We start from the raw sequence: 21,835 nt of genomic DNA, 5'->3' as shown, positions 1-21,835 counted from the left end.
GCAGAAATTGGCTTTGTCGCAAATTTTTTGTGCGGCCGAGGTGGGCCTGGAACAACGACGAGGTTTACACCGCCAGCGAGTAGAATTGCTGTGCGGGACACAATTCGCCCGTCGTCCGCAACTGCCCCTTTCGGATCATGTGCATGAGCTCGACTCCTGCGAGGGTTGCCATAGCTGCTCGAAAGGACTTGAACCCTAGCATTGGCCGCGCCACTCGTTTGACGGCTCGGTGATCCTGTTCGACGATGTTATTCAGAAATTTGTTTTGGTGGATTTCGATTTCCGCCTCATGTTCGGCGTTGTAGCTTTCGATGGCCGCCGTGTTGGCGCCGCTCTTCTCGATCGTGATCTTCTTTGGCACGCCATGCTGATTTATCGCCTTGCGTAGGAACCGCAATGCGGCTTTACGATCCCGCTTGGCCGTCAACAGGAAGTCCACCGTCGCGCCAACTTTGTCGACGGCCCGATACAAATATTTCCAGCTGCCTTTGACCTTCACATACGTCTCGTCCAATCGCCAGCTTGCGCCGACCGGACGCTTGCGGGCGCGAAATTGTTGATCCAGCAGCGGGACGTATTTGACGACCCAGCGGTTCAGCGTGGAATGGTCGACTTCGACGCCGCGCTCTTCCAGCATTTCCTCGAGCTGCCGATAGCTGATCGGATATGCCACATACCACCGGATGCCCCACAGGATCACCTCGCGTTCGAAATGGCTGCCTTTGAACTCGATCATCGCGCCGTCTCGCCGAATTTGATTCTAGCGATTATACGCCAAGCCTCAGCCCCGAAAAGTTTGCGACAGAGCCCTATCTCGCCCCTCGGCTGGGTTTGGCGCGTTCACTCGGCAGGGTTCCTGCGGACCCAGCTTTTTTTCCTCGTGGCGCGAGCCGATTGGTTTTGGGGGGCTTTTGGGATGGACCGACGACCGGTCGCCTGACGCCGGAGCGCCACCCTCATTATCCCAACTCTCGACAGCTTCGGGGTCGGCGTCAGTCACAGGTTTTTTCTTTTTTGTCATGCGCATAATATGTCTCTGACGGAGACGGTTTCCATGCCGTCAATCCGTCGAATTGCAAACTGATCCGCTGCAGCGAGCGTCTGGGTAATCGGCATCCGAAGCCGATGCACTATTCTTTGAGGCGATTCTGCTCGACCTTGCCTCCCGGGAGCCTGTGCTGCGCTAGACGCGGGCTCGCCTCGTCGGGCCGATGTTGCCGGAGGAATTGCGTGCGCGCTCTTATGAGCTCGTCTATAAAGTTGCCGGCGTGAGGGCGGCATCGTGATTCACAGCTTCCGAGGAAGCGCCAATGATTCCGGACCGCATTTGGCTAACGGACGCCCAGTTCGCGAAGATCGCGCCACACCGTCCCACCGACACGAGGGGCAAGGCGCGGGTCGACGACCGGCGAGTGATCAGCGGCATCGTTCATGTGCTGAAATCCGGCGGGCGCTGGATCGACGCGCCGCCAGAATACGGGCCGAGGAAGACGCTCTACAACCGTTATATATCCGGCGGCAGATCGAGGCCGGCAGAGCCATGCCCAACAGCCCAAGGCGAATCGAAAGTGGATGAACTGCTTCTCGCCATTCCTCTACCGCAACCGCAACGCCATCGAGCGCATGTTCTGCCGGCTGAAAGACTTCACGCGCATCGCCACACGCTATGGTCGGAACGCAGCCGACTTCCTCGCCGCTGTCTGCATCGCCGCGATAGTCAGCTAGACCCTAGCCTAAGCCTTGCGGCACGCGTCGGCGTATTTTTTACATGCATCGCCGCGGGCCTTGCATTCGGCGATCTGTGCTTATCTGGCATGAAGAAATTTTTTTCTTCACGATGTCGGGCCAATCAGCAAGAGCGACCCATTTGTCACTCCTGCCAGGGGTGTCAGGAGGTCGCGATGAACCAGCCGCTAGGTATTCTCGGAACGCCCGACGTAGGATTTTTCGCCCTTCTCGTCATTGGCGGGTTAGCCGGTTGGATAGCGGGTATGGTTACACAGGGGTGCGTAATTGGGTACTGACGAACATCCTTGTGGGGGTTGCAGGGTCATGGATCGGATCGCAGCTCGCGGACCTCTTAGGTATTGTCGTGCGGGGGTCGCTTGGGCATTTTATTGCTGCCATCGCGGGCTCGATTTTGATCATCACCGTATGGCAGAGATTTCATCCGGGCGCAGGACAAGGCTATTCAGATAAGTATCCCTCCATTTAGTGCAGCACAGCGCTACGATGGGCCAAAGTTATCGCCGCGTTCCCGGCGTAGGTCCAATCACGGCGCTCGCCTTCCGCGCCACGATCGACCGAGCGGATCTCTTCCAGCATTCGAGGGACCTGGGCGCGCATCTCGGCTTGACGCCGGCCCGCTACCAATCCGGAGAGACGGACATCCTGGGCAGGATCAGCCGATGCGGCGACGAACTCGCTCGCATGGCGCTGGCCTGCCGCAGCTGCCGGCAAGGTCGTGACAGATTGAGACGCCTCGCCTTCCTGACCCCATCAGGCGGCGGCCCGAGCGCCGACCGCAAAGAGAGCGTGCGACCCACGGAACGGTACGAGATTTGATCAGGGCGGGACAGCTTGACTTCAACTACCCCAATCAGAAAGGGAGGAACGATACGCTGGCCCACGCGTTCACGGCGCACATGACGCCGCCGGAGCTCGGGATCTATGCGAGATGTTCAGCCCCTACAAAGAGCGTGAGCACGGCATATCGCAGGAAGGCGAGCGGTGGCCGTCGCACGCATGGGAGAGTGAAATGGCTACCGCCGCTCCTTATTCAAAAATCAACCTGATCTCGAGCCAGCATATCGATGGCGCGGCCGTTTTTGACATGGCTGGCAAGGAAATCGGCAAGATCGACCATTTCATGATTGATATGGTCTCGGGCCGAGTGCTTTACGCGGTCGTTAACTTCTGCGGCTTCATGTGCCTGCATCCAGGACACCATCCGATGCCTTGGACCTCGCTAAAATTCGACAGAGATCGTCGTGGCTACGTGACGGACGTGAGCCAAGAGTTAGTCGAGAGCGCGCCGGAATATAGTGACGAAAGCTGGACGGACCGTGAATGGGAAGCACGGGTGCATCAACATTACCACGCTCGGCCTTACTGGGAGGCATCGGCGGCCGCGCAGTAAAAATCCAGCACGGCGCCGCACCGGATGAGCGACTACCGGCGCATCTGACGCCGCCCGACGGGGTGGCATAAGTACGTGCGCCCGGTGAACACCGCCGCGATGCATCGTGCGAGCCGGGCGTTCCTGAAACACGGCGCTGGCGGCGCCGGTTGAGGGACCGTACATGGTTGCCACCCACCACGCGTCTAATCCGGCGTCGTTGTGGGACCCCCACGCCGATCTGCGCTGGCGCTACGCGGGCGACTTCTCCGCTCACGCACGGGCGCCTGAGCTGGGAGTGCACGGGGGCACCCGCGCGCGCCAGCGCCATTGCTGGAGCGTCAGTTCCGCGCCCGCAAGCGTCCCATCGGCGGGAGCTGGCGACTGGACGAGACCTACGTGAAGGTCAAGGGCTGGCGGAAATATTTGTATCGGGCCACAAGGCTGGCGCAACGGTGGACCTTCTGCTGACGGTCAAAGCGGGACCGCAAAGCCACGTTGCGGTTTCTGCGCAAGGCGATCGGTCAGCATGGCTCCGGCAAAGATCACGATCGACAAGAGTGGCGCGAACACGGCGGCGCTACGAAATCCGCCAAATCAAATATTTGAATAACATTGTCGAGCATGCTCACCGAGCCGTCAAACGCGCGACGCGGCCGATGCTGGGCTTCAAATCCTTTCGATCAGCCGCGGCGACGCTCACGGGGATCGAACTCATGCACACGCTCTGCAAGGGACAGCTCGGAACGACGAGCGAATTGCGTCCAGCGCAGCAGTTCTATGCCCTGGCAGGGTAAGCCAGATCATCCTCGCTGCGCTCATCGCGTCTTGGGTGAAAATTTGCGACAAAGCCCGGCGGCGAACAATGCATTTCGTTCGGCGGCATGCGAGTCGATCGCACTGTGGCGGCCGAGGTTATCGATAGCTTGGCCCAGCTCGGGATCGAGGCGGCGATTGGAGCTCAAGAAGCGCACAGCCGCGCCAGCAAGGACAAGCGCCGGCCATACTAAGTTCCCAGCCACACAAACGTCGATCGTCTCATGCCGTCCGTCCAACCGAAGCCAGCTCTCCTTGAACAATAACGAAAAACTGCGACCGATTATTTATCTCGGCCGCAAGCTTTTCATGGCAGTGCAGGATCCCAAGCTGCCTCTGCCGGAAGCGGCGCGTCGCATCCTTTGCGTCCTAGTTGATATACTGGGTTTGCTCGATCAACGCATAAAGCTCCTGGACATCGCAATTGCTCTGCGCGCCAAAGAAGGCGAAGTCGCGCGTCGCGCGGGCGTCCACACATGTCGTAGATTTCTTCTTGGCCCAGACCAGCTGTTATTGCCGCTCCCTTTGAAGGGCTTATCTACATCTTGTCACTCGCGTGATGAGGTGAAGTCCTCAAGGGAGTCGGATATGTTTACGAAAATTCTATCATCAGCTTTGATCGCCATCGCTGTGGCTTTGGCCCCAGCTGCAGCATCAGCGCATGGGTGCCATCATCACCATCACCACCACCATGACATGGATAACAATGGCAAGACCGATAACGGTAGCAAGTGATGCCACTCCGCCGCTGACGACGGATTAGACAAGGGATAGACGATGCCCGTCGTCAGCGGTTGCCCTGCGAAATGGGATTGAGGCGATGAGATTCTCGCAAAAGCGTAAGCGCTGTTGCGGTCCCACCTTCCAACCGATGCTGAAAGCAGCGAGTCTGATCTCCTGATTTGGAGATAAGGCTTGTGTCCAGACTTGACCCTACGCTTGAGCCTAATGGCGGAGCGGTGCGCCGGATCGAAGTGATCACGGGCGGCGGCGAACGTCGTCGACGATGGTCGGTTGCGGAGAAGGCGCAAGCCGTCGAAGAGTCGCTTGCGCCTGGCGCGGTGGTTTCAGTTGTCGCGCGACGGCATGGGCTGGCGCCGCAGCAATTGTTTTCGTGGCGACAAAAGGCGCGACGGCAAGCGGAACTCGATGCTGTTTCATTTGCGCCGGTTGTTGTCGAGCGACGAGAGGAAGCGCCCGTCGCTCTGGGGTCGGAGAGCAGACCGGTTGCTCGCCCGCACGTGATTGAGCTCGCAATTGACGGTGCAAGCGTCTGGATCTGGCGTGACGCGCCCATGGGCATGGTCACGGCGATTATCGACGCCTTGAAGGCGAGTTCATGATCGGGCCGACAGGCGCGATCCGCGTCATGGTGGCGACGAAGCCCGTCGACTTCCGAAAGGGCGCCGAGGGCTTGGCTGCGCTGGTCCGAGAGACGATGCAGGCAGATCCTTTTGACGGCGCTGTTTATGTGTTCCGCGCGAAAAGGGCTGATCGCATCAAACTGGTGTTCTGGGACGGCACGGGCGTCTGTCTCTTTGCCAAGCGGCTGGAAGATGGCGAGTTCCGCTGGCCGAAGATCGAAGACGGGGTGATGCGGTTGTCCGCGGCGCAGTTTTCGGCGCTGCTGGAGGGGCTCGACTTTCGCCGCGTGCGCGCAGCGAAAGAGACGGCGGCGCCGACCTTGCCGGGATAAGCCGCGACACAGTGAATCAAGGGCATCGAAGAACGGCGAAAGGCGGTGGAAAATATGGTCTTCTGCGACTATGGCGCAGGCGATCGAGACGCTTCCCGACGATCCAAACGAACTGAAGACGATGCTGCTTGCCGAGCGGGCGTGCAACGAGCGTCTCGTTCAGATCATCAAGGAGATGCAGCGCCATCGCTTTGGACGGCGCGCCGAGACCCTTCCCGAAGACCAGATGCTGCTCGCGCTCGAAGAGGTCGAGCAGACGGAAGCGGGCGCCGCGGCGGAGGGGGAAGCCAAGTCCGCCGCCGAACGTGAAAAGGCGGCCAGAAAGCGCCGCACGAACCGTGGCGCGCTACCTGCCCATCTCCCGCGCATCGAAACCATCGTCGACATCGAGGATAAAGCCTGTCCTTGCTGCAAGGGCGCGCTCCACCCGATCGGCGAAGATGTCTCTGAGCGGCTCGACGTCGTGCCGGCGCAGTTCCGCGTGCTGGTGACGCGTCGACCCAAATACGCTTGTCGCGCCTGCGAGGGCGCGGTCGTGCAGGCGCCGGCCCCGGCGCGGCTGATCGAAGGCGGCTTGCCGACGGAGGTGACAGTCGCACATGTGCTCGTTTCCAAATACGCCGATCATCTTCCGCTTTATCGCCAAGCACAGATCTACGCCCGGCAGGGGATCGCCCTCGACCGTTCTACGCTCGCCGACTGGGTTGGTCGCGCCGCCTGGCATTTGCGGCCCGTGCACGAGCGGCTTCTGGAACACATCAGATCGTCGACGAAAATCTTCGCTGACGAGACAAGGGCGCCGGTGCTCGACCCCGGGCGCGGGTGTACCAAGACTGGCCAACTTTGGGCTTATGCGCGTGACGACCGGCCATGGGGCGGCGCCGATCCGCCAATCGCAGTCTATGTCTATGCGCAAAACCGAAAGTCCGAGCAGCCGCTCACGCATCTTGCTGGCTTCACGGGCGTCGTGCAGGTCGACGGTTACGCCGGCTATCGCGCGCTGACGCAGAAGAACAGCGTGTCGCTGGCCTCCTGCTGGTCTCACGTCCGCCGGCGCTTCTACGAACTCGCCGCAGCAGGTCCCGCGCCGATCGCCGGCGAGGCTCTGGCGCGCATCGGCGAACTCTACGCCATCGAGAGCGACATCCGCGGCCAAAGCGCCGGCAAACGTCGGGACGCGCGGCAGGAGAAATCCCGCCCCATCCTCGACGCGCTCGAGCCATGGCTGCGTGAAAAACTCGCGCTGATCAGCCAGAAGACCAAGCTCGCCGAGGCGATCCGCTACGCGCTCTCGCGCTGGGACGGCCTGACACGCTTCATCGACGACGGGCGCATCGAGATCGACTCCAATGTCGTCGAACGTGCAATCCGTCCCATCGCCCTCAATCGGAAAAACGCTCTCTTCGCGGGTTCGGACGGAGGCGGCGAAAACTGGGCGATCGTCGCCTCGCTCATCGAGACCTGCAAGCTCAATGGCGTCGATCCGCTGGCCTACATCGCTGACGCTCTTTCTAAGATCGTCAACGGCCATCTCGCCAGTAAGCTCGACGAACTGATGCCTTGGGCCTATGCACAATCCGCCGCGGCCTTCAAAGAGGTGGCCTGAAAACAGCGGTTACGCAAAAGCGCAATACGATCGCAAAGCAGCGCAAGGCGACGCATAGACGTCCGCTAGCCCTCCGCCGATCCAAAAAAGCTTGAGCGCGTCTCAATTGAAGTGCCCCAGCAGGCATTCCAGTCTCATCTACGCCATTGAAATAATCTTGAAAGCTAACTTATTATTGGAAAGAGCTACCGACCCGCGCCCTCACAATGGGGCGATAATTGCGGGTCGGAGGTCGTTTTATTAGCAGCCCCAGACCCAACCAGCACCGGGGTCCCACTGCCAGCAAGAACTGCCGCCATACCCACCGCCGTAGCCGGGGTAGCCGTAGCCCGTGGCCCCTGCGATTCCCGCGCCCAGAACTCCAGCTGCGGCACCCGCAACGCCAGCGGCGGCGCCAACCGCCGCGCCCGGGAGGCCGTAGCCGCGGCGATAATAACCACCGTAACGAGGATAATAACCCCGGCGATAGCCCCTATAGTAAGCTTTTTCGAGCGACGCGGTTAGGCCGACGCTCGTCGGACTCGCAGCGCTCATGGGGCCGCCAAAAACTTCGGCCGGTAGAGCCGCGAGCGCGGTCGCTCCGCATAACGCGGCAGCGATAAACGTCACACTCTTACGCATTTTCAACCTCCGTTTTTCAGGCGCGCGCCGGGTCGATCCCCTCCCCCCGTACGCAAGCCGAGCGCCGCTTCTGCGCCCGAAATTAGATAACTAAGCCCAAACTTGAAGCTGTCGAGGCCCAAGCTGACACAAGTCCTTTTATTTTTCCGTGATCTGATCTGATCGGGTCGGCTAATCGCGAATGTAACGCCAGCTGAATTATTTCTTGAGCGAGCCTACAGCTGTCGCATGAAGTCAACCAGATCGTGCTTTTCCTCGGGAGTGAGTTTGAGTTCAAGGATGAGGTTGAAGAACTCCACTGTGTCTTCCAGGGTCAAAAGCCGGCCGTCGTGGAAATACGGCGGGCTGTCCTTGATGCCCCGCAGTGTGAACGCCTTGACTGGTCCATCTCCAGCTTCTTCTTTCAGGAATCGCTCAATGTGGAGGTCGTGCATCTGGTTGTCGAGGTAAAACGGCGCCGGATGACAGGTGGAGCATTGCGCTTTGCCAAAGAACAGTTTCTCACCTGCGATTTCGCTGGCAGTGGCCTTCGCGAGGTCGAGTCTGCCCGTCACAGTTAGTTTCGGAGCTGGCGGAAAATCGAACATGTTCTGCATCTGGGCCATATGCGACACCTGGATCCGGTCCAGGATGTTCATGCCCTTCTTGATGGCGTGAATTTCGTCGCCATTGAAGTAAGCGGTTCGCTGCTCAAACTCGGTAAAGTCCTCCACCGAACGTAAGCTACGCTTCGACCCGTGAATTTGTTGATTGAACAGCCCGCGCAGACTGACTGTGTCGAGCCGCAAGCGCCGCTGCTCAGGCCGTATGTCTGGATTAATGTGGAACTGACCGCTCGTGTGGCCGTTCACATGGCAATCAAGGCACGTCACTCCCAAGGTGGGCTGAGCAGTCTTCCGATCGTCCGTTGGGTTGAACTCTTCTTGAGGGAACGGCGTCAGCAGTAGACGCAAGCCATCGAGCTGCACGGGCGTCAAGATGTCTTTGAATAAGTTGTAGTAATTGTTGATAGAGACCACTTCACCTCTTGAGACGTCGCCGAGCTCCGGCCGGTTCTGCAGAAACATCGCCGGAGGAAACTCGGGCAGAAAGGCCTCGGGAAGATCGAACTCGACGTCGTATCGCTCCAACCGCGGAAACATTTTGATTTGCATCTGGGGAAAGACTTGGCCGCCCAGCCCACCTCCTTGCGCTACGTGAGGTAGCGCCCTGTAACAGCGCGGTGACGAAGTCGCAGCTTGATTAATCGGGTTCCGGAGCGGCGATGACGGCGAGCAAGGCCGGCGCGCCGCCGATGTCGGCGATGATGACGATGCCCGTGGCGCTATCTGTCCGAATAACGAACAAAAAGGCGTTTCTGGCCGCCTCGGCGCGTTCTCTTGGCGTCCCGCAGCCGACGAGGGCGCGCATCAGGACGCCAAGATTGAAGCCTGCGACGTGGATCAGATAGCGCTTGGCGATGTTCTCGCGACCGCGAAGCCAAGCCCGGCGCATGCCGCCGCCATCCAGCACATGGGCGAAGCTGCGTTCGACCAGCTCACCGCGCTTGCGCATGGCGGCGCGTCCAACGCCCGATTTCAGCCGTGCGCGGTTGGCGTAAACGGCGTCGCGCGCTTCTTCGTCTCCATGCCAGCGCAAATAGCCCTTCGCCGGCAAAGGCTCGCTGATCCGGCTCTTCCACTCGCCGTCGTCAAGGCCTTTCAAAACCTCGCGCGAATGATAGCCTTTGTCCGCGATGATTTCGCAAGGATCGTCCGGCGTCGGCGCGAGGCCGACAGCCGAGAGATTGGCCTTCGCCGTCTCCAGCGTGTCGCCAAGCGTCGTCGTATCGCCCTTGTCCGCCTCGTGGATCGGCGCGGCGACGATCACGCCTGTGTCGAGGTCGACCGCATGTTCCGGCTTGTAGGCGAGATGCGTCGTTCCGTCCTTCATCCGCGCGATCTTCGCCTCGGCGTCCGTGGCGCTCGTCCAATCGTCGTTCGAGAGCTTCTTGCCTTTGCGCTTACGGTCGAAACGCGCCAAATCCTCGGCGTTCGGCGTCGCGATCCCGCTTTCCTTCGCCATGCCCTCGAGCATTGCGCGATAGGTCTCGCCATTGTCGCGCCGCACGATGCTGCGCAGCGCCGCGTTCGCCTCCATGGTCGAGCCGTCGACGCCGATGCGCTCGCCCTTCACGAGGCCGCGCTCGGCGACGAGCTTCAAGATGAAACCGAATACCTTCTCGTGAACCTCATGCGGCAGACGCGAGCGCGTCTTCGACAGCCATGAATGATCCGGGACTTTCTCGCGCGTCGATAGCCGCAAGAAATCCCGCAACGAAAAGGAATCCGCGCAGCGCCATACGATGCCGCGTTCGCTGTCGAGCCCTTCGAAGTAGCCCACCATGTGCATGCGGAAATAGCGCCCTGGTGGCAACGAGGGCGCGCCCATCTTCGCCGCGTAGTAGGGCTTGCAGGCGTTCTCGACGAAAACGTCGAAGCCCGCGTCCAGTAGAACCTTCTGAAGCTCGTCGTAAAATGCGTGCCCCGGAGAGCGCGGCAGATCCGCCCAGCCGACAACCAGATCTTCCTGCGTCCCCGTCTCACGCCGCATCGCCATCGAACCAACCTCGGCCGAATCTCACTTGGAAACGGAATCAGTCAGACGCGACTTCGTCAACGGGCTGGTAAGGGAAGATGTCCCGCTCGCGAATCTCGGCCGGGCTCAACTCGGCCAGCGCTTCCCATTTCATTCCCGCCGACAATTTCGCCGTAGGACCCACCGCGAGGGGTTTGCCGCGCGACATTGTGACAGCCGGGTCGAGTTTCGGTTCAAGGTTGTAACGGCTTTCGAGAAGCTTGCGTTGGGCGGCCATGACCTTTGGCTTAATCGCGACGCCCGCCTTATAAATGTCCTCAAACGTCACCCCAGGCTTCATCGCGCCAAGGGGATCACGGTAGAAGTCGAAACCGAGCATTTGTCCGCGATCTTGTTGGCCAACCAATGCCTCCGACGAGGGCGCCGCATTGCTCGGTTTGAAGACATCGGAGAGGTCGTGGGCCGTTTTCTTCTGTTCCGGCCGCTCCACCGGAGCTTCCTTGGGAGTCTGCGCCACTGCGATTGCATCGGCGCGCGCTGCGTCAGTGGGCGATTGAGATCTCGCGCTCTGGGGAGCGGTAAGTAGCGCCACGCTGCCGACCAGAGCGCCGAGTGCGACCGCAGGAGTGATCCCCGCCACGGGTTTCCCGTATTTTCTTCTCAAATCGAGTGACATTGAAGACCCCTGTGAGACGTAACTCGAGATTCCTCACTGGAACGCTCCACCTGTACCGGGGTTCCGGATTTCAGCTGACGCAGGTCCAGGATCAGCGAACGAACCGCCCGGAAATGGGTGAAGCGCTTCGAGGCAAAGGGCCAGCGGGGCTCCGTCGCTTGCTATCAGCCGGCGGGCGCGTTCGAAGAATATGGCGCAGGTCGTCGTCATGAGGGTGAGACCGCATGTTTGGCATTCGCAAGAACATGCTTAAGAAAGCTCGGTGTGAGATCAGAGCCGTAGGCGTATGGGACCGCCTCCCTGAAGCAAACGGCGACGGTGGTTGATGCGCTTTATAGGGTTCTGATGGGGTCGTCTAATCGCGGTTGTAGAGTCAAGCGATTTTGCGAGGCGTCGAACGCGTATGCCGGGTGCAGGGTCGTCTTCGCGGTCGACATCGGTCGCCGCACGATGGGGCTTCGCGGGAAGAGCCTTCAATTGTGGACGACGCACTTCGCTGAAGCAGCGGTGCATCCCATCAGACGGAATGGCTCGGCCCACGTCCCGGCAGGGACGTTCTGGCGCGCTCGGTGCGAACGCTATCTCTAAACTGTCATGCGGCTATCCCCGCCATTCGGTCGAAGAGGGTCCCGGTTTTGAGCATTGCGTGCATTATGACCGCCAGCTTGCGCGCGACTGCGACTGCAGCTCGCTTGAAGCCAAGCCTCTGTTTGAGCGCGAGCCCCCATCTCCGCAAGCCGCTGTCGGCTGAGCTGCGCGTCAGGATGACTGTCGCCGCCTCGTAGAGAAGCCCTCGTAAATGGCGATCGCCGCGTCGGGATATGTGGCCGTCATAGTCCACCTCACCTGACTGATAGCGTCGGGTCGTCAACCCAAGCCAAGCGCCAACCGAGCGCGAATTCTTGAAGTTATTCGGATCCTCGATTGCAGTCGCGAAGGAGGTCGCTGTGATCGTGCCCACGCCAGGAATTGACATAAGGATACGGCAAGCATGACTTTGTCGTGCTGCCGCTATGAGCTGACGTCCAAGTTCGGCGGCGCGGATGCGAACGCTTCGCCATGCCTCCAGCATCGGCAGCACGATCGACGCCAGCCCGTCCTGATCAGCAAGAAGGGGACGGATATTCTTCTCGAATGAGCTGCCCTTGCCTGGTGGCACGATTAAACCGAACGTCTTCATGATGCCACGGATCTGGTTCGAAAGTTCAGTGGCGATCCTGACCAGGCGGGTGCGTGCTGCTACGAGCGTGCGGGAAAGCATACTATCGAACCCCTTCACGCGAACCTCACGGAAGAAGCCCACCTCGGCAAGATGTGCCAAGCCGTCAGCATCATTCGCATCGGTCTTGTTCGTGGCCATGTCTAGAGCTGCCTTCGCATGACGAGCATCAATGCAGATTGCCGGCAATCCTTCTTCTTGAAGGGCATGATAAAACCACACGGACAAGGGGCCTGTTTCGAACACGATACGCCGCGCCGCAGGCGCCCGCTTGCGAACAATGTCGGCGATGAGCTTGGGGTCGGAGGCGCATTTCCCGCGCCAGACGCGTTTGCCTCCGCGCCGAATGGAAATCGCCGTATCTTTTTATCGATACATCCAGACCAATATATTCTTCCAAGGCCGTTCTCCGTCAGATGCTTGGGCCCGGCGTGCGGTCGTGAGCCCGTGTTTCGATCTTATCGGAGAACAGCCACCACGTTGCAGTATCCGCATAGCCTGGGACGACTCGCTCCCGCGATTACCCCATGTGGACGCCCCCCGACGGCCTCGATGTGCCAGAGTGGAGGTGTTGAATCTCACTCGAGGGAGGCGTCCATGTGAAAAGTCGCATTCGAGGCCGGACACATGTCAGCACCTGACTACGCGCCGTAGCGATCCGGAAGATTTTTCTTGCGCTGAAGCGGGCGTCCACACATGTCGCAAATTTCTATCTGACGTCGGCCTGGGTTACGCTGGCTGGCGGGGCAGGCGGAACAGCGCAATGACCGAGTTCAAAGGGAGCCATTTTGAGCGTGACGTGATCCTCTGGGGCGTGCGCTGGTATGTCGCCTACCCGATCAGTTACCGGCAGCTGGAGGAGATGATGGAAGAGCGCGGGGTCGAGGTCGACCATTCAACGCTCAATCGCTGGGTCGTCAAATACGCGCCCGAGCTGGAGCGTCGGTTCCGTTCCCACAAGCGGCCTGTCGGCTCCAGCTGGCGGCTGGATGAGACCTATGTGAAGATCAAAGGCTCCTGGAGATATCTCTATCCGGCCGTCGACAAGGCTGACGCCACGGTGGACTTCTTGCTGACGACCAAGCGGGATCGCGAAGCGGCGTTGCGGTTCCTGCGGCGAGCGATCGGTCAGAACGGCGCGCCGAAGAAGATCACGATCGACAAGAGCGGCGCGAACACCGCGGCAATCGAGAGTTACAACGCGGAGCACGAGGCGGGCATCGAATTCCGGCGAAGGAAATATCTCAACAACATCGTCGAACAGGACCACTGAGCGATCAAGCGGGTGGTGCGGCCGGCGCTGGGGTTTAAATCCTTTCGCTCGGCCGCGGCGACGCTCGCCGGCGGAACGTAGCGCCGAGATCCCTTCCCGGCCCTGTCAAGATCGGAACGCAAGGTTTCGATGTCCTCGAGGGAGTAGGTACGCCGGTTATTCGGCTGCGCCGGAGGCCCCTTCCCCTCCGCCACGAGCTGAGTTCGGCGGCATCTGCATTGATGAGCGCCCTAATGTCGCCGAGGAGCTTCTCTTGGGAGGCAAGTGACAAGGTTTGTATCCTCAGAAAAAAGGGTTCTGTTGCGTTAATTTTTTAGCGTGTAGTCAGGTTGCTCCTCGGGGGTGTTTCAGGCGGCAAGCGAATAGAACTGTTCTGCGACGGAAAGATTTCCGCCCGCATTGGAAATCATCTGGCGTTTGTTGATCATGTGCATGAGTTCGATACCTTGCAAGGTGGTTCGGGCCGAGCGAAAAGATTTGAAACCTAGCATCGGCCGCACCACTCGCTTGACGGCTCGGTGGTCCTGTTCGACGATGTTATTTAGGTATTTGTTCTGCCGCATCTCAATCTCTTGGCTGGTTTTCTCCTTGAGCGCATCGATGGCTGCGGCATTGGCCCCGCTCTTGTCGATCGTGATCTGTTCCGGCAGACCGTGTTGCCCCACCGCTTTCTTGGAAAAGCGCAGAGCGGCTTTTTTGTCGCGATGGGCTGCCAACAAGAAGTCGATGGTGTGCCCGTGTTTGTCGACGGCTCGCTAGAGGTATTTCCACTGACCGTTGACCTTGATGTAGGTCTCGTCCATCCGCCAACTGTTGCCGACCGCCCGCTTTTCGCCTTTCCGGAAGGCGACCTCTAACTGCGGCGTGAACTTCTGGACCCAGCGGTAGATGTTGGAATGATCACCTTTAACGCCCCGCTCGAGCATCATGTCCTTCAGGTTTCGGTCGCTCAGGGGATAGGCGAGGTACCAACGGACACAAAGCAGGATGACGGTCTTTTCAAAGCGGTGTCCTTTGAAGTTGATCATGGGGGCCGATCTAAACGGTGTTGGGCGAGCCCACAGCTTACCCAAACCGCGCCGCCTCCGCTAACGCAACAGAACCCCTGCGGTGGATAACCTGCCTGGGCGGCAATGTTTCTGAACCCCGCGTGGAACGACGGCTCACGGACCGCAATGCTTACGCCAAGGCTGGAGAGCAGCCATCGAGATAAGAGCAAGCTGGAAGTTAGGCCGTGTTCTGCGGCATGGAAAACAACGCGCACGGCTTTCGCCCCCTCGCCGGATAACGACCGCGTGCTTTGCTTACATACTATGGAAACCCAATACCAGGCGCCCATATATCGGACGACCGCGCATCTGCCATCGCGAGCGCGCGCACAAATTCATGGGGTTCTCTAATGAATGTCAAAAACGTAATGCTCGCTGTTGCCTTCAGCGGAGCCTGTCTTATCACCAGCGCCTCGGCATTGCCGATCTTCAGCGTGCCGGGTGTTACGACTGCAACACAGGTGCGCGACGACGACGCAGGTGACATCGCCGGTAGGGTTATTCGAGGTCTTGGGGGTTCTAACAGGCACCGAGACGGCGACTATGATGGGCGCCGCTACCGTGACCGCGATTATTATGGACGTCGCGACCGGGACCGCGATTATTACGGACGTCGCGATCGCGGTTACGATCGCCCTCGCTATTAGGCCCTTGATCGCTCGGCGCCCGAGCGCGATGCCGTGACATACTGCATCGTCCAGGGCGCCAACCTTGACTGATCGTCCGCCTTCCAGAACCCGCGCGCAAATTCGTCCGAACCTCTGGGAAAAGGTGAAGCTTCACAACTCCACTTTCCTCTGTTCCGTTCGGACGGACCGCCGATTGCAAGCTCGCACCTCGAGCTCAGGGGATGCGGAGCCTTTGCCCCGGATAAATTTTATCGGGGTCCTTTAGCAGTTCTTTATTCGCCGCGAATATCTCTTTATATCTCCCGCCCTTGCCGTGGCCATAATGCGATTCAGCGATCTTCCAGAGCGTATCGCCTCGTTGCACGGTATAGAATTTGGATTCGCCGTTGGCGTTCGCGGCGACAATGTTGTTCTCGACCCTAGCCACCCCCTTGGCTGTGTCGACAGCGCGAACAATCTTATCCACATCTGCCGACGTGAGTGCGCTGCCGCTGAGCGTCACCCTGTCACCGTCGATCTTAATGTCGATCTTGGATGCATCGACACCCTGCTTCGCGATTTCTTTCTTCAGGTCTTCGGCAGCAACCGGAGTGATGGCGCCTGTTGCGGTGGGCGCGGCTTTACCCTTGCCTGTTATAAAATCCAAAAGGCCCATTTTAGCCTCCTCTGCCTCGCACAGGCGATTGACCTCGCGCAGCGCCGATATCACTGGCTTTTCGCCACGGGCACAACTCTAGAGACCGTAAAGTCGTTCCTGGACAATCAGCTCAGAGGCCATTCTGAACGCTAAGGCACAGCGTAGCGGCCGTAGGTAGATTCCGAGGCTGAATCGTCACTTCGTGTCGTCTATGGTGAAACCAATCCCTCCTATGTCCGAACCGATGGCGAAGGCCGTCGTTCTTGCAGTGGAGGATCTCGATTCCTCACTGTCAGGCGAACCCTATGAGAAGCCTTCTGACACCATGATCATTACTGACGTCCGGGCATGACACATTGCCGCTCTCAGACCGTCAGAGGGACGCGCTGTCAGCCATATCAATTTCCGCTGTGTCGCATTTCCAACGAACGACAGGAGCGCAAGCGAGAAAATCGGAATTGAACGTGCTTTCGAGGCGCCATCGCAAGCGCCGCATGACAACAGCTGTTGAGCTTATGACAGACCACGCGTGCGTTTGAGGTTCTCTATGTCTGAAGCTCTTCGTTCAACCGCTGACGCATGGCTCCTACGTCACTTCGTATCTCTCTCGTCCGGCTTCTGGACAGGGTCAACACGCGGCAAGGCTGCCCTGTTTGTACTTGGCCTCTTTGGCTGCCTGGTCTTGAATCTCCTCCCTGCTATCGCCGTGAACCGGTGGAACAAGTTTTTCTTTGACGCGCTGCAGAGCAAGGACCAGCGCCTGCTCCTTCTCGGCATGGGCCTCATGCTGGCGCTTGCCTTGACCTCGTCAATGACGAGCGTCGCGCTGCTGCAAATGCGCATGCGCTTTCAGTTGCGCTGGCGAGAATGGTTGACGCGAACGCTTGTGAGGCGCTGGATGGAGCGCCGCCGCTTTTATCAGCTCACCGTCCTTCGGCTTGTCGATAATCCGGAAGCGCGCATCGCTGAGGACGGGCGGATTGCCATTGAGCTCTTCGTCGATTTTGCGACCGGCGTCACGAATGCTCTACTCATGGCGGCCTCCTTCGTCAGCGTTTTGTGGTTCATCGGCGGCTCTTTAACCCTCTGGGGCGTAACGGTCCCCGGTTATCTTGTGATCGCCGTCGTGTTCTATTCCGCATGCACGTCCTACGGCATGTTGCTTTTGGGGAGGCCGCTCGTCTCGCGCGTCGAGGGGAAGGCTGTTGCTGAGGCAGATTTTCGCTTTGAGCTCTCGCACACGCGCGAGAACGCCGAAACGATCGCACTCATCGGCGGCGACGACACAGAGCGGGAGCGTCACTGCACGCGATTCGATCAAGTCGCTCTGTGCTGGGTTGCGGTAATTGGACGACAGGCGCGCATGTTGTTCTTGTCGAGTGGCAATAACGTTCTCGCGCCCGTCATCCCGCTCATGCTGGGCGCGCCCAAATATCTCGCCGGAGACATGTCGCTCGGCGACATCATGCAAGCGGCGGCGGCCTTTATACAAGTGCAACTAGCACTCAACTGGCTGGCCGACAACTCGATGCGCCTCGCCGACTGGTTCGCCTCGGCGCGACGCGTCGCGGCCCTCGACCTCTTCTTCGACAATCTCGACAAGCTCGCCATCGGAGTCGAGGACAAGATGATCGATCTCGCCTTCAGCAACGATGGCGCATTGCATCTCTGTGGACTATCCATCGCCCAGCATGATGGCGCGCAGATGCTCGCTGACACCGATGCAGTGATCAGACGCGGCGAGAAAATACTCGTGGAGGGAGAATCCGGCGCCGGCAAGAGCACGCTGATTCGCGCAATTGCCGGATTGTGGCCTTGGGGCAGCGGTAGCATTCTTCGTCCGAGGGACGCGCGCGTCGCATTCATGCCGCAGCAGCCTTACATGCCGCGGGGCACTCTGCGGGATGCGCTCAACTATCCCCATGACGCCACCCCGCCGGACCCCGCGCGCATAGAAAAAATCCTCGTCACCTGCGGGCTCGCTCATCTCGTGTCGCGATTGGACGAGGAACAGAACTGGTCCGATGTGCTTTCGGGCGGCGAACAGCAACAGCTTGGTTTCGCGCGTGTGCTGTTGAAGCCACCCGACATCATCATCATGGACGAACCCGCCTCGGCCCTCGACGATCTCAGTCAGACTCGGCTGATGGAACTGCTTAGCGAAGAAGCACCCAACTCGACCATCATCCACGCCGCAAGACGAAACGTCGACGAACGCTTCTACGACCGCGAGATTCAGCTTAAAGCGAAACCCGCCTCGAATGGCCAAGGAGTTGCAGATTTTCGTCGAGCGTTGTCATCCGATGTATTGCAGGATCTGCGCGAAGCGCCGACCAGCTAGAATGATGGAAGGTGAGACAAACGAGGGGCCAATGGCGGAGCAAAAGGCAGTCATTAAGACTTGGCCGCTGAGGTACGCTTCGCTCCGGAAAAAGCGCTGACCTAGCTGCGTCACTGCTCAGCGCAGGCCGAGGAACGAAAGAATGGCCAGGATGATCACGATCAGACCGACGAGGTAGATGATGCCGTTCATAATAAGTTGTTATCGGGATCCGCTTGCGAGGTGGGTCAAGCTGGTCGGGCGCGGACGCCCTCCTTATGCCTTCTCCACGGCCGAGCTGAAGCACTGCGGCGGGACTGTATCCTCGGCGCCCTTCAAAGCCGATCCCCTCGGCCCGCTCTGAAAGGCGTTTTCTTACTCGAGCCGAAAGGAAAATCAGGCCTTATCTATGATCTTCTTAACGGCTTCCTTGGCGTTACCGACAGCCCCTTGAGCCTCGCCCTTGAGCTTCTGCGCGGCACCCTCGATCTCGAGCCTCGGATTGCCGAAGGCCTTCCCGACCGCCTCTTTGACCGCGCCGGCCGCTTCATTCGCTGCGCCCTTGATCTTGTCTGTTGTACCGCTCATAGGTCGTCTCCTAATGGAAAAGATGACCAGTGCATTGATCGGCACTGGACCGGCATTGCGTCGGTCGATTTCTCGACGACAAAAGTGTATTCGCGAAGGAGAGGCATCGGTAGCTTCGGAAAACACCTACGAATAAATCAGGCGCATTCTAAAGAAGCGAACGTTCTCCGCCAAACTTTCGATAAAGTGTCCGCTATACAAGGCCACACAATGACGGACCATGCGGATGCGCGCCACTGAAGACACAGCGTTTCTAGCCTTGACGTTGGCGGTATCCGTCGCCTTCGCCTGGATACTTTGGCCCTTCTACGGAGCGATCCTCTGGGGAACCGTGATCGCAATCGTGTTTGCGCCAATGTATCGGCGCCTTTCGAAGGCATGGCAGCAAAGGCGAAATCTCGCCGCCGTTGCGACGGTGATGATCATTGTCTTAGTGGTGATCCTTCCATTGAGTCTGCTCGCAGCGTCAATGGCGCAAGAGGCATCCGGCGTATACGATCGACTCCAATCAGGCGATCTAGACCTCGTACGCGTCTTTCGGCAAATCTTCGACGCCTTGCCTTCATGGGCGGCGGATCTCCTGCGGCGCTTTGGTCTGACGAGCCTAGGAGAGGCTCAGGAAAGGTTGTCCGCCGCCCTTATCAAGGGAAGCCAGTTTTTTGCGGCAGAGGCGGTCGTCATTGGACAAAGTGCGTTGAGCTTCATCGTGAATCTTTGCGTGATGCTCTACCTTTTGTTCTTCCTGCTACGCGACGAAGAGGCGCTGGCTCGTCAAATCAGGGACGCGATTCCGCTTCGCCTTGACGAGAAAGATGCTCTCTTCCGCAAATTCGCGGTCGTCATTCGGGCTACGGTAAAGGGGGATCTGCTCGTGGCGCTCCTGCAAGGAGCGCTCGGCGGCCTCATTTTCTGGATCCTCGGAGTCAGCGTCCCGCTGTTATGGGCGGCATCAATGGCTATTCTATCTCTGGTCCCAGCAGTAGGCGCCGCCTTGGTTTGGGGCCCGGTCGCCATCTATTTCCTGACGACGGGCGCAATTTGGCAGGGTATCGTTCTGATTGTTTATGGCGCATTCGTAATGGGGCTTGCGGATAACGTTCTTCGTCCGGTCCTGGTAGGCAAAGACACCAAGATGCCTAACTACGTTGTGTTGATTTCCACATTGGGCGGCATCGAAATGTTCGGACTCAACGGCTTTGTCAGCGGGCCAGTGATCGCGGCAATGTTCATAGCGGCTTGGGATATTTATTCCGCAACGCGGCCGGGAGCGCACCCAGAATCTGCCAACCGATGATCTCTGGCGTCCACAACATGATTAACGGTTGTTGCTAGGCGATGCGCGTCTCGGCCAGTCGAATTGTGAAACGGAAAAGTTTGATCATTTAATGAGCCCCAGGCCCAATATGCCCGAGACGATTAAAAAGATCGCCACGATATAATTGAGTAATTGCGGCATGATCAGGATGAGGATGCCGGCGATCAAGGATACGATCGGTTGAAGGTGCGCTAAGCCTACAGTCATAATCACTCTCCGCAGATTGGAGGAATCCATTTACCGACGGAATATGGCATGGCCTTGACGCGATAACCTTTGAAGCGAGGCGGCGCGCCTAGATTTTGCCGAGAAGAACGAGGATCAGGACGACGATGAGAACAGTTCCCAATGTCCCCGAAGGTGCATAGCCCCAACTCGCACTATGCGACCAATTCGGAAGTGCGCCGACGAGCAACAGGATGAGGAGCACAAGGACGATTGTTCCAAGCATGAGAATGCCTTTCCATTTGTTGCCTGTTGTAATGCTCGGGCAAATGTGACGTTGCGCCGCCTGGCGGCCGAATTGAACCCCGGCGACAGGCTTTTGTGTCCGCATGATCGATCCCCGATGTGCAGGCCGACAAGATTCGGAAAATACTCATTGACCGGCGTCGTGACCTTAGGCCGCCTCAGGACGTTTTAAGTTTGGAGAAAGTGTCGTGTTTGCCTAGCTCATGCTCCCAAGCCTTCGAGCGCACGCTGAATGGCGTATATGAGGTCGGCTTCGCCAAAGGGCTTTTGAACCGCCACAGCGGTAGGCCTGGACGCTTTAATTCTTGAAATATCCCCGCTCACAAAAAAGTGGGGGATGAATCCGGTGTCGCATATTTGCTCCGCTGCGGAGGCGCCGCTTCCATCGCGCAGCCCTACATCGATAATCATCAGTTCTGGTTTGCAACGAAAGGCGGCTGCCACTGCGTCCGCTTCGGTGCTCTCAATGCCGCAGACCTCGTGGCCCATCATTTCGAGCGTTTCGGCAAGCAGATCGCCGAGCATTGGGTCATCCTCGACGAGGAGGATACGGAGTGCTTTCATCGGTCTCGCCTCCCGTTCCGCCTTCGTTCACCCCGATTTCGCCTCGATCGTTCGGCTCCGATGACGCCGGCGCGCTCGGCAATGAGATCGGAAACCCCTTCTACCTCTTCCGAGACTCTGTCGATTGGCTCGTGGGTCGCAATGAAACCAGCTCCGGGCGCATTCCAATGAGGCTGCTTCACCTTGGCGCGCAAATCCATTGCCGCCGGATGCTTGTTGAGAAGTTCAACGGACCGGGACGGAATGTTTTGGGTTAATGTGTTATGGGCCTGGCGCACAGGTGAAGCTCCGAGGGCTTGGGGACCATTTGCGACTTGGCGGCGTCGTGGCCGCAGATGACACGAGCGAAATCCCACAGTCTTGTGTCTCGACGATAGCCAAATGCTTTGTGCCAAGAGAAGGCACGGAAACTACTCAGACTATCGCCCGGTATGGCAACCAGACCACGTGGAGCAAATGACGACCGCCCGCCAGCCTGTTTCAATGGACGCGCTAGGCGTCGCAAGTCGACGCAAAAGATGCGGCATGATAAGCATAAACAGTTGTGTCGTGTGGCAAGACCAGAAGAGGGAATCCCGTAAATTCACCCGCAGGACACCATGACGACTCGAACACAGCCGCAGAAGAACATCCCTTCGGCTCCAAGTTCCCCCCGCGAAA

The 21,835-nt window shown here is 58.9% G+C and carries 19 protein-coding genes and 5 pseudogenes; 13 read left to right on the top strand and 11 right to left on the bottom strand.

All coding sequences use genetic code 11. The features are described 5' to 3' along the window. Nucleotides 1-64: 64 nt before the first annotated feature. Entirely contained in the window at nucleotides 65-736 is a 672-nt protein-coding gene (locus QNA11_RS20095; protein WP_281932588.1) for an IS6 family transposase, read from the bottom strand. Nucleotides 737-1,310: 574 nt separating this feature from the next. Here QNA11_RS20095 and QNA11_RS20090 point away from each other — a divergent pair. The 9 genes and pseudogenes from QNA11_RS20090 to tnpC all read left to right on the top strand — a co-directional run bounded on the left by QNA11_RS20090 (nucleotide 1,311) and on the right by tnpC (nucleotide 7,236). After that, nucleotides 1,311-1,725 (top strand): annotated as a pseudogene (locus QNA11_RS20090) (transposase). Between the two features lie 43 nt (nucleotides 1,726-1,768). Beyond that, complete coding sequence (locus QNA11_RS20085) at nucleotides 1,769-2,215, top strand: GlsB/YeaQ/YmgE family stress response membrane protein (RefSeq protein ID WP_349362234.1); 447 nt, start codon at nucleotides 1,769-1,771, stop codon at nucleotides 2,213-2,215. Nucleotides 2,216-2,253: 38 nt separating this feature from the next. After that, nucleotides 2,254-2,439: pseudogene (locus QNA11_RS20080) on the top strand (transposase); the annotation flags it as partial. A gap of 238 nt (nucleotides 2,440-2,677) precedes the next feature. Then, nucleotides 2,678-3,139: a PRC-barrel domain-containing protein gene (locus tag QNA11_RS20075; RefSeq protein WP_281932587.1), complete on the top strand. Its 462-nt coding sequence runs from the start codon at nucleotides 2,678-2,680 to the stop codon at nucleotides 3,137-3,139. 306 nt (nucleotides 3,140-3,445) lie between these two features. After that, nucleotides 3,446-3,915, top strand: a pseudogene (locus QNA11_RS20865) (IS6 family transposase); the annotation flags it as partial. A gap of 274 nt (nucleotides 3,916-4,189) precedes the next feature. Then, nucleotides 4,190-4,669: a hypothetical protein gene (locus tag QNA11_RS20065; RefSeq protein WP_281932586.1), complete on the top strand. Its 480-nt coding sequence runs from the start codon at nucleotides 4,190-4,192 to the stop codon at nucleotides 4,667-4,669. 182 nt (nucleotides 4,670-4,851) lie between these two features. Further along, on the top strand, nucleotides 4,852-5,277 hold the full coding sequence (tnpA, locus tag QNA11_RS20060; protein WP_413661933.1) for an IS66-like element accessory protein TnpA: 426 nt from the start codon (nucleotides 4,852-4,854) through the stop codon (nucleotides 5,275-5,277). After that, a complete protein-coding gene (tnpB, locus tag QNA11_RS20055; RefSeq protein ID WP_165056354.1) occupies nucleotides 5,274-5,630 on the top strand; it encodes an IS66 family insertion sequence element accessory protein TnpB in 357 nt (118 codons plus the stop codon). Before tnpA ends, tnpB begins: the two co-directional genes overlap by 4 nt. Nucleotides 5,631-5,700: 70 nt before the next feature. Beyond that, on the top strand, nucleotides 5,701-7,236 hold the full coding sequence (gene tnpC, locus QNA11_RS20050; RefSeq protein ID WP_281932585.1) for an IS66 family transposase: 1,536 nt from the start codon (nucleotides 5,701-5,703) through the stop codon (nucleotides 7,234-7,236). A gap of 836 nt (nucleotides 7,237-8,072) precedes the next feature. Here tnpC and QNA11_RS20045 read toward each other — a convergent pair. The 4 genes and pseudogenes from QNA11_RS20045 to QNA11_RS20030 all read right to left on the bottom strand — a co-directional run bounded on the left by QNA11_RS20045 (nucleotide 8,073) and on the right by QNA11_RS20030 (nucleotide 12,729). Beyond that, complete coding sequence (locus QNA11_RS20045; RefSeq protein ID WP_349362233.1) at nucleotides 8,073-8,999, bottom strand: cytochrome B6; 927 nt, start codon at nucleotides 8,997-8,999, stop codon at nucleotides 8,073-8,075. Between the two features lie 100 nt (nucleotides 9,000-9,099). After that, a complete protein-coding gene (locus QNA11_RS20040) occupies nucleotides 9,100-10,455 on the bottom strand; it encodes a transposase (RefSeq protein WP_283481505.1) in 1,356 nt (451 codons plus the stop codon). Between the two features lie 37 nt (nucleotides 10,456-10,492). Continuing rightward, nucleotides 10,493-11,110 carry a hypothetical protein gene (locus tag QNA11_RS20035; protein WP_283484508.1) on the bottom strand — a complete coding sequence of 206 codons (618 nt, stop codon included), beginning with the start codon at nucleotides 11,108-11,110 and terminating at the stop codon, nucleotides 10,493-10,495. Between the two features lie 592 nt (nucleotides 11,111-11,702). Then, nucleotides 11,703-12,729 (bottom strand): annotated as a pseudogene (locus QNA11_RS20030) (IS110 family RNA-guided transposase). A 363-nt stretch (nucleotides 12,730-13,092) separates the two neighbouring features. Here QNA11_RS20030 and QNA11_RS20025 point away from each other — a divergent pair. Next, nucleotides 13,093-13,602 carry an IS6 family transposase gene (locus QNA11_RS20025; protein WP_283484507.1) on the top strand — a complete coding sequence of 170 codons (510 nt, stop codon included), beginning with the start codon at nucleotides 13,093-13,095 and terminating at the stop codon, nucleotides 13,600-13,602. Nucleotides 13,603-13,949: 347 nt separating this feature from the next. Here the strand turns inward: QNA11_RS20025 and QNA11_RS20020 are convergent. Then, a pseudogene (locus QNA11_RS20020) lies at nucleotides 13,950-14,630 on the bottom strand (IS6 family transposase). Nucleotides 14,631-15,001: 371 nt separating this feature from the next. Between QNA11_RS20020 and QNA11_RS20015 the strand changes: the two are divergent. Continuing rightward, nucleotides 15,002-15,298, top strand: coding sequence for a hypothetical protein (locus QNA11_RS20015; RefSeq protein WP_281932583.1), 297 nt, complete (start codon nucleotides 15,002-15,004; stop codon nucleotides 15,296-15,298). 196 nt (nucleotides 15,299-15,494) lie between these two features. Here QNA11_RS20015 and lysM read toward each other — a convergent pair whose 3' ends face one another. Further along, nucleotides 15,495-15,935: a peptidoglycan-binding protein LysM gene (lysM, locus tag QNA11_RS20010; RefSeq protein ID WP_281932582.1), complete on the bottom strand. Its 441-nt coding sequence runs from the start codon at nucleotides 15,933-15,935 to the stop codon at nucleotides 15,495-15,497. 529 nt (nucleotides 15,936-16,464) lie between these two features. Here lysM and QNA11_RS20005 point away from each other — a divergent pair. Next, the gene (locus QNA11_RS20005; RefSeq protein WP_281932581.1) at nucleotides 16,465-18,258 is read left to right on the top strand and encodes an ABC transporter ATP-binding protein/permease; all 1,794 of its coding nucleotides are present in this window, start codon (nucleotides 16,465-16,467) and stop codon (nucleotides 18,256-18,258) included. A gap of 375 nt (nucleotides 18,259-18,633) precedes the next feature. Here QNA11_RS20005 and QNA11_RS20000 read toward each other — a convergent pair whose 3' ends face one another. Beyond that, a complete protein-coding gene (locus tag QNA11_RS20000) occupies nucleotides 18,634-18,825 on the bottom strand; it encodes a CsbD family protein (RefSeq protein WP_281932580.1) in 192 nt (63 codons plus the stop codon). A gap of 226 nt (nucleotides 18,826-19,051) precedes the next feature. On the opposite strand from QNA11_RS20000, the gene QNA11_RS19995 reads away from it, so the two are divergent. Then, a complete protein-coding gene (locus QNA11_RS19995) occupies nucleotides 19,052-20,119 on the top strand; it encodes an AI-2E family transporter (protein WP_281932579.1) in 1,068 nt (355 codons plus the stop codon). A gap of 84 nt (nucleotides 20,120-20,203) precedes the next feature. On the opposite strand, the gene QNA11_RS19990 is transcribed toward QNA11_RS19995, so the two are convergent. The 3 genes from QNA11_RS19990 to QNA11_RS19980 form a co-directional block, all read right to left on the bottom strand. Then, the gene (locus QNA11_RS19990) at nucleotides 20,204-20,347 is read right to left on the bottom strand and encodes a DUF3096 domain-containing protein (RefSeq protein WP_281932578.1); all 144 of its coding nucleotides are present in this window, start codon (nucleotides 20,345-20,347) and stop codon (nucleotides 20,204-20,206) included. Nucleotides 20,348-20,435: 88 nt separating this feature from the next. Further along, a complete protein-coding gene (locus QNA11_RS19985; RefSeq protein ID WP_281932705.1) occupies nucleotides 20,436-20,591 on the bottom strand; it encodes a DUF3309 family protein in 156 nt (51 codons plus the stop codon). A 221-nt stretch (nucleotides 20,592-20,812) separates the two neighbouring features. Next, entirely contained in the window at nucleotides 20,813-21,175 is a 363-nt protein-coding gene (locus tag QNA11_RS19980; protein ID WP_281932577.1) for a response regulator, read from the bottom strand. Nucleotides 21,176-21,835: the final 660 nt, after the last annotated feature.

It is taken from the genome of Methylocystis sp. JR02 (assembly GCF_030063565.1).
In the GTDB taxonomy this organism is placed as follows: domain Bacteria; phylum Pseudomonadota; class Alphaproteobacteria; order Rhizobiales; family Beijerinckiaceae; genus Methylocystis; species Methylocystis iwaonis.
The sequence above is the reverse complement of the archived record's forward strand: the minus strand, read 5'-3'. Positions and strand labels throughout refer to the sequence as shown.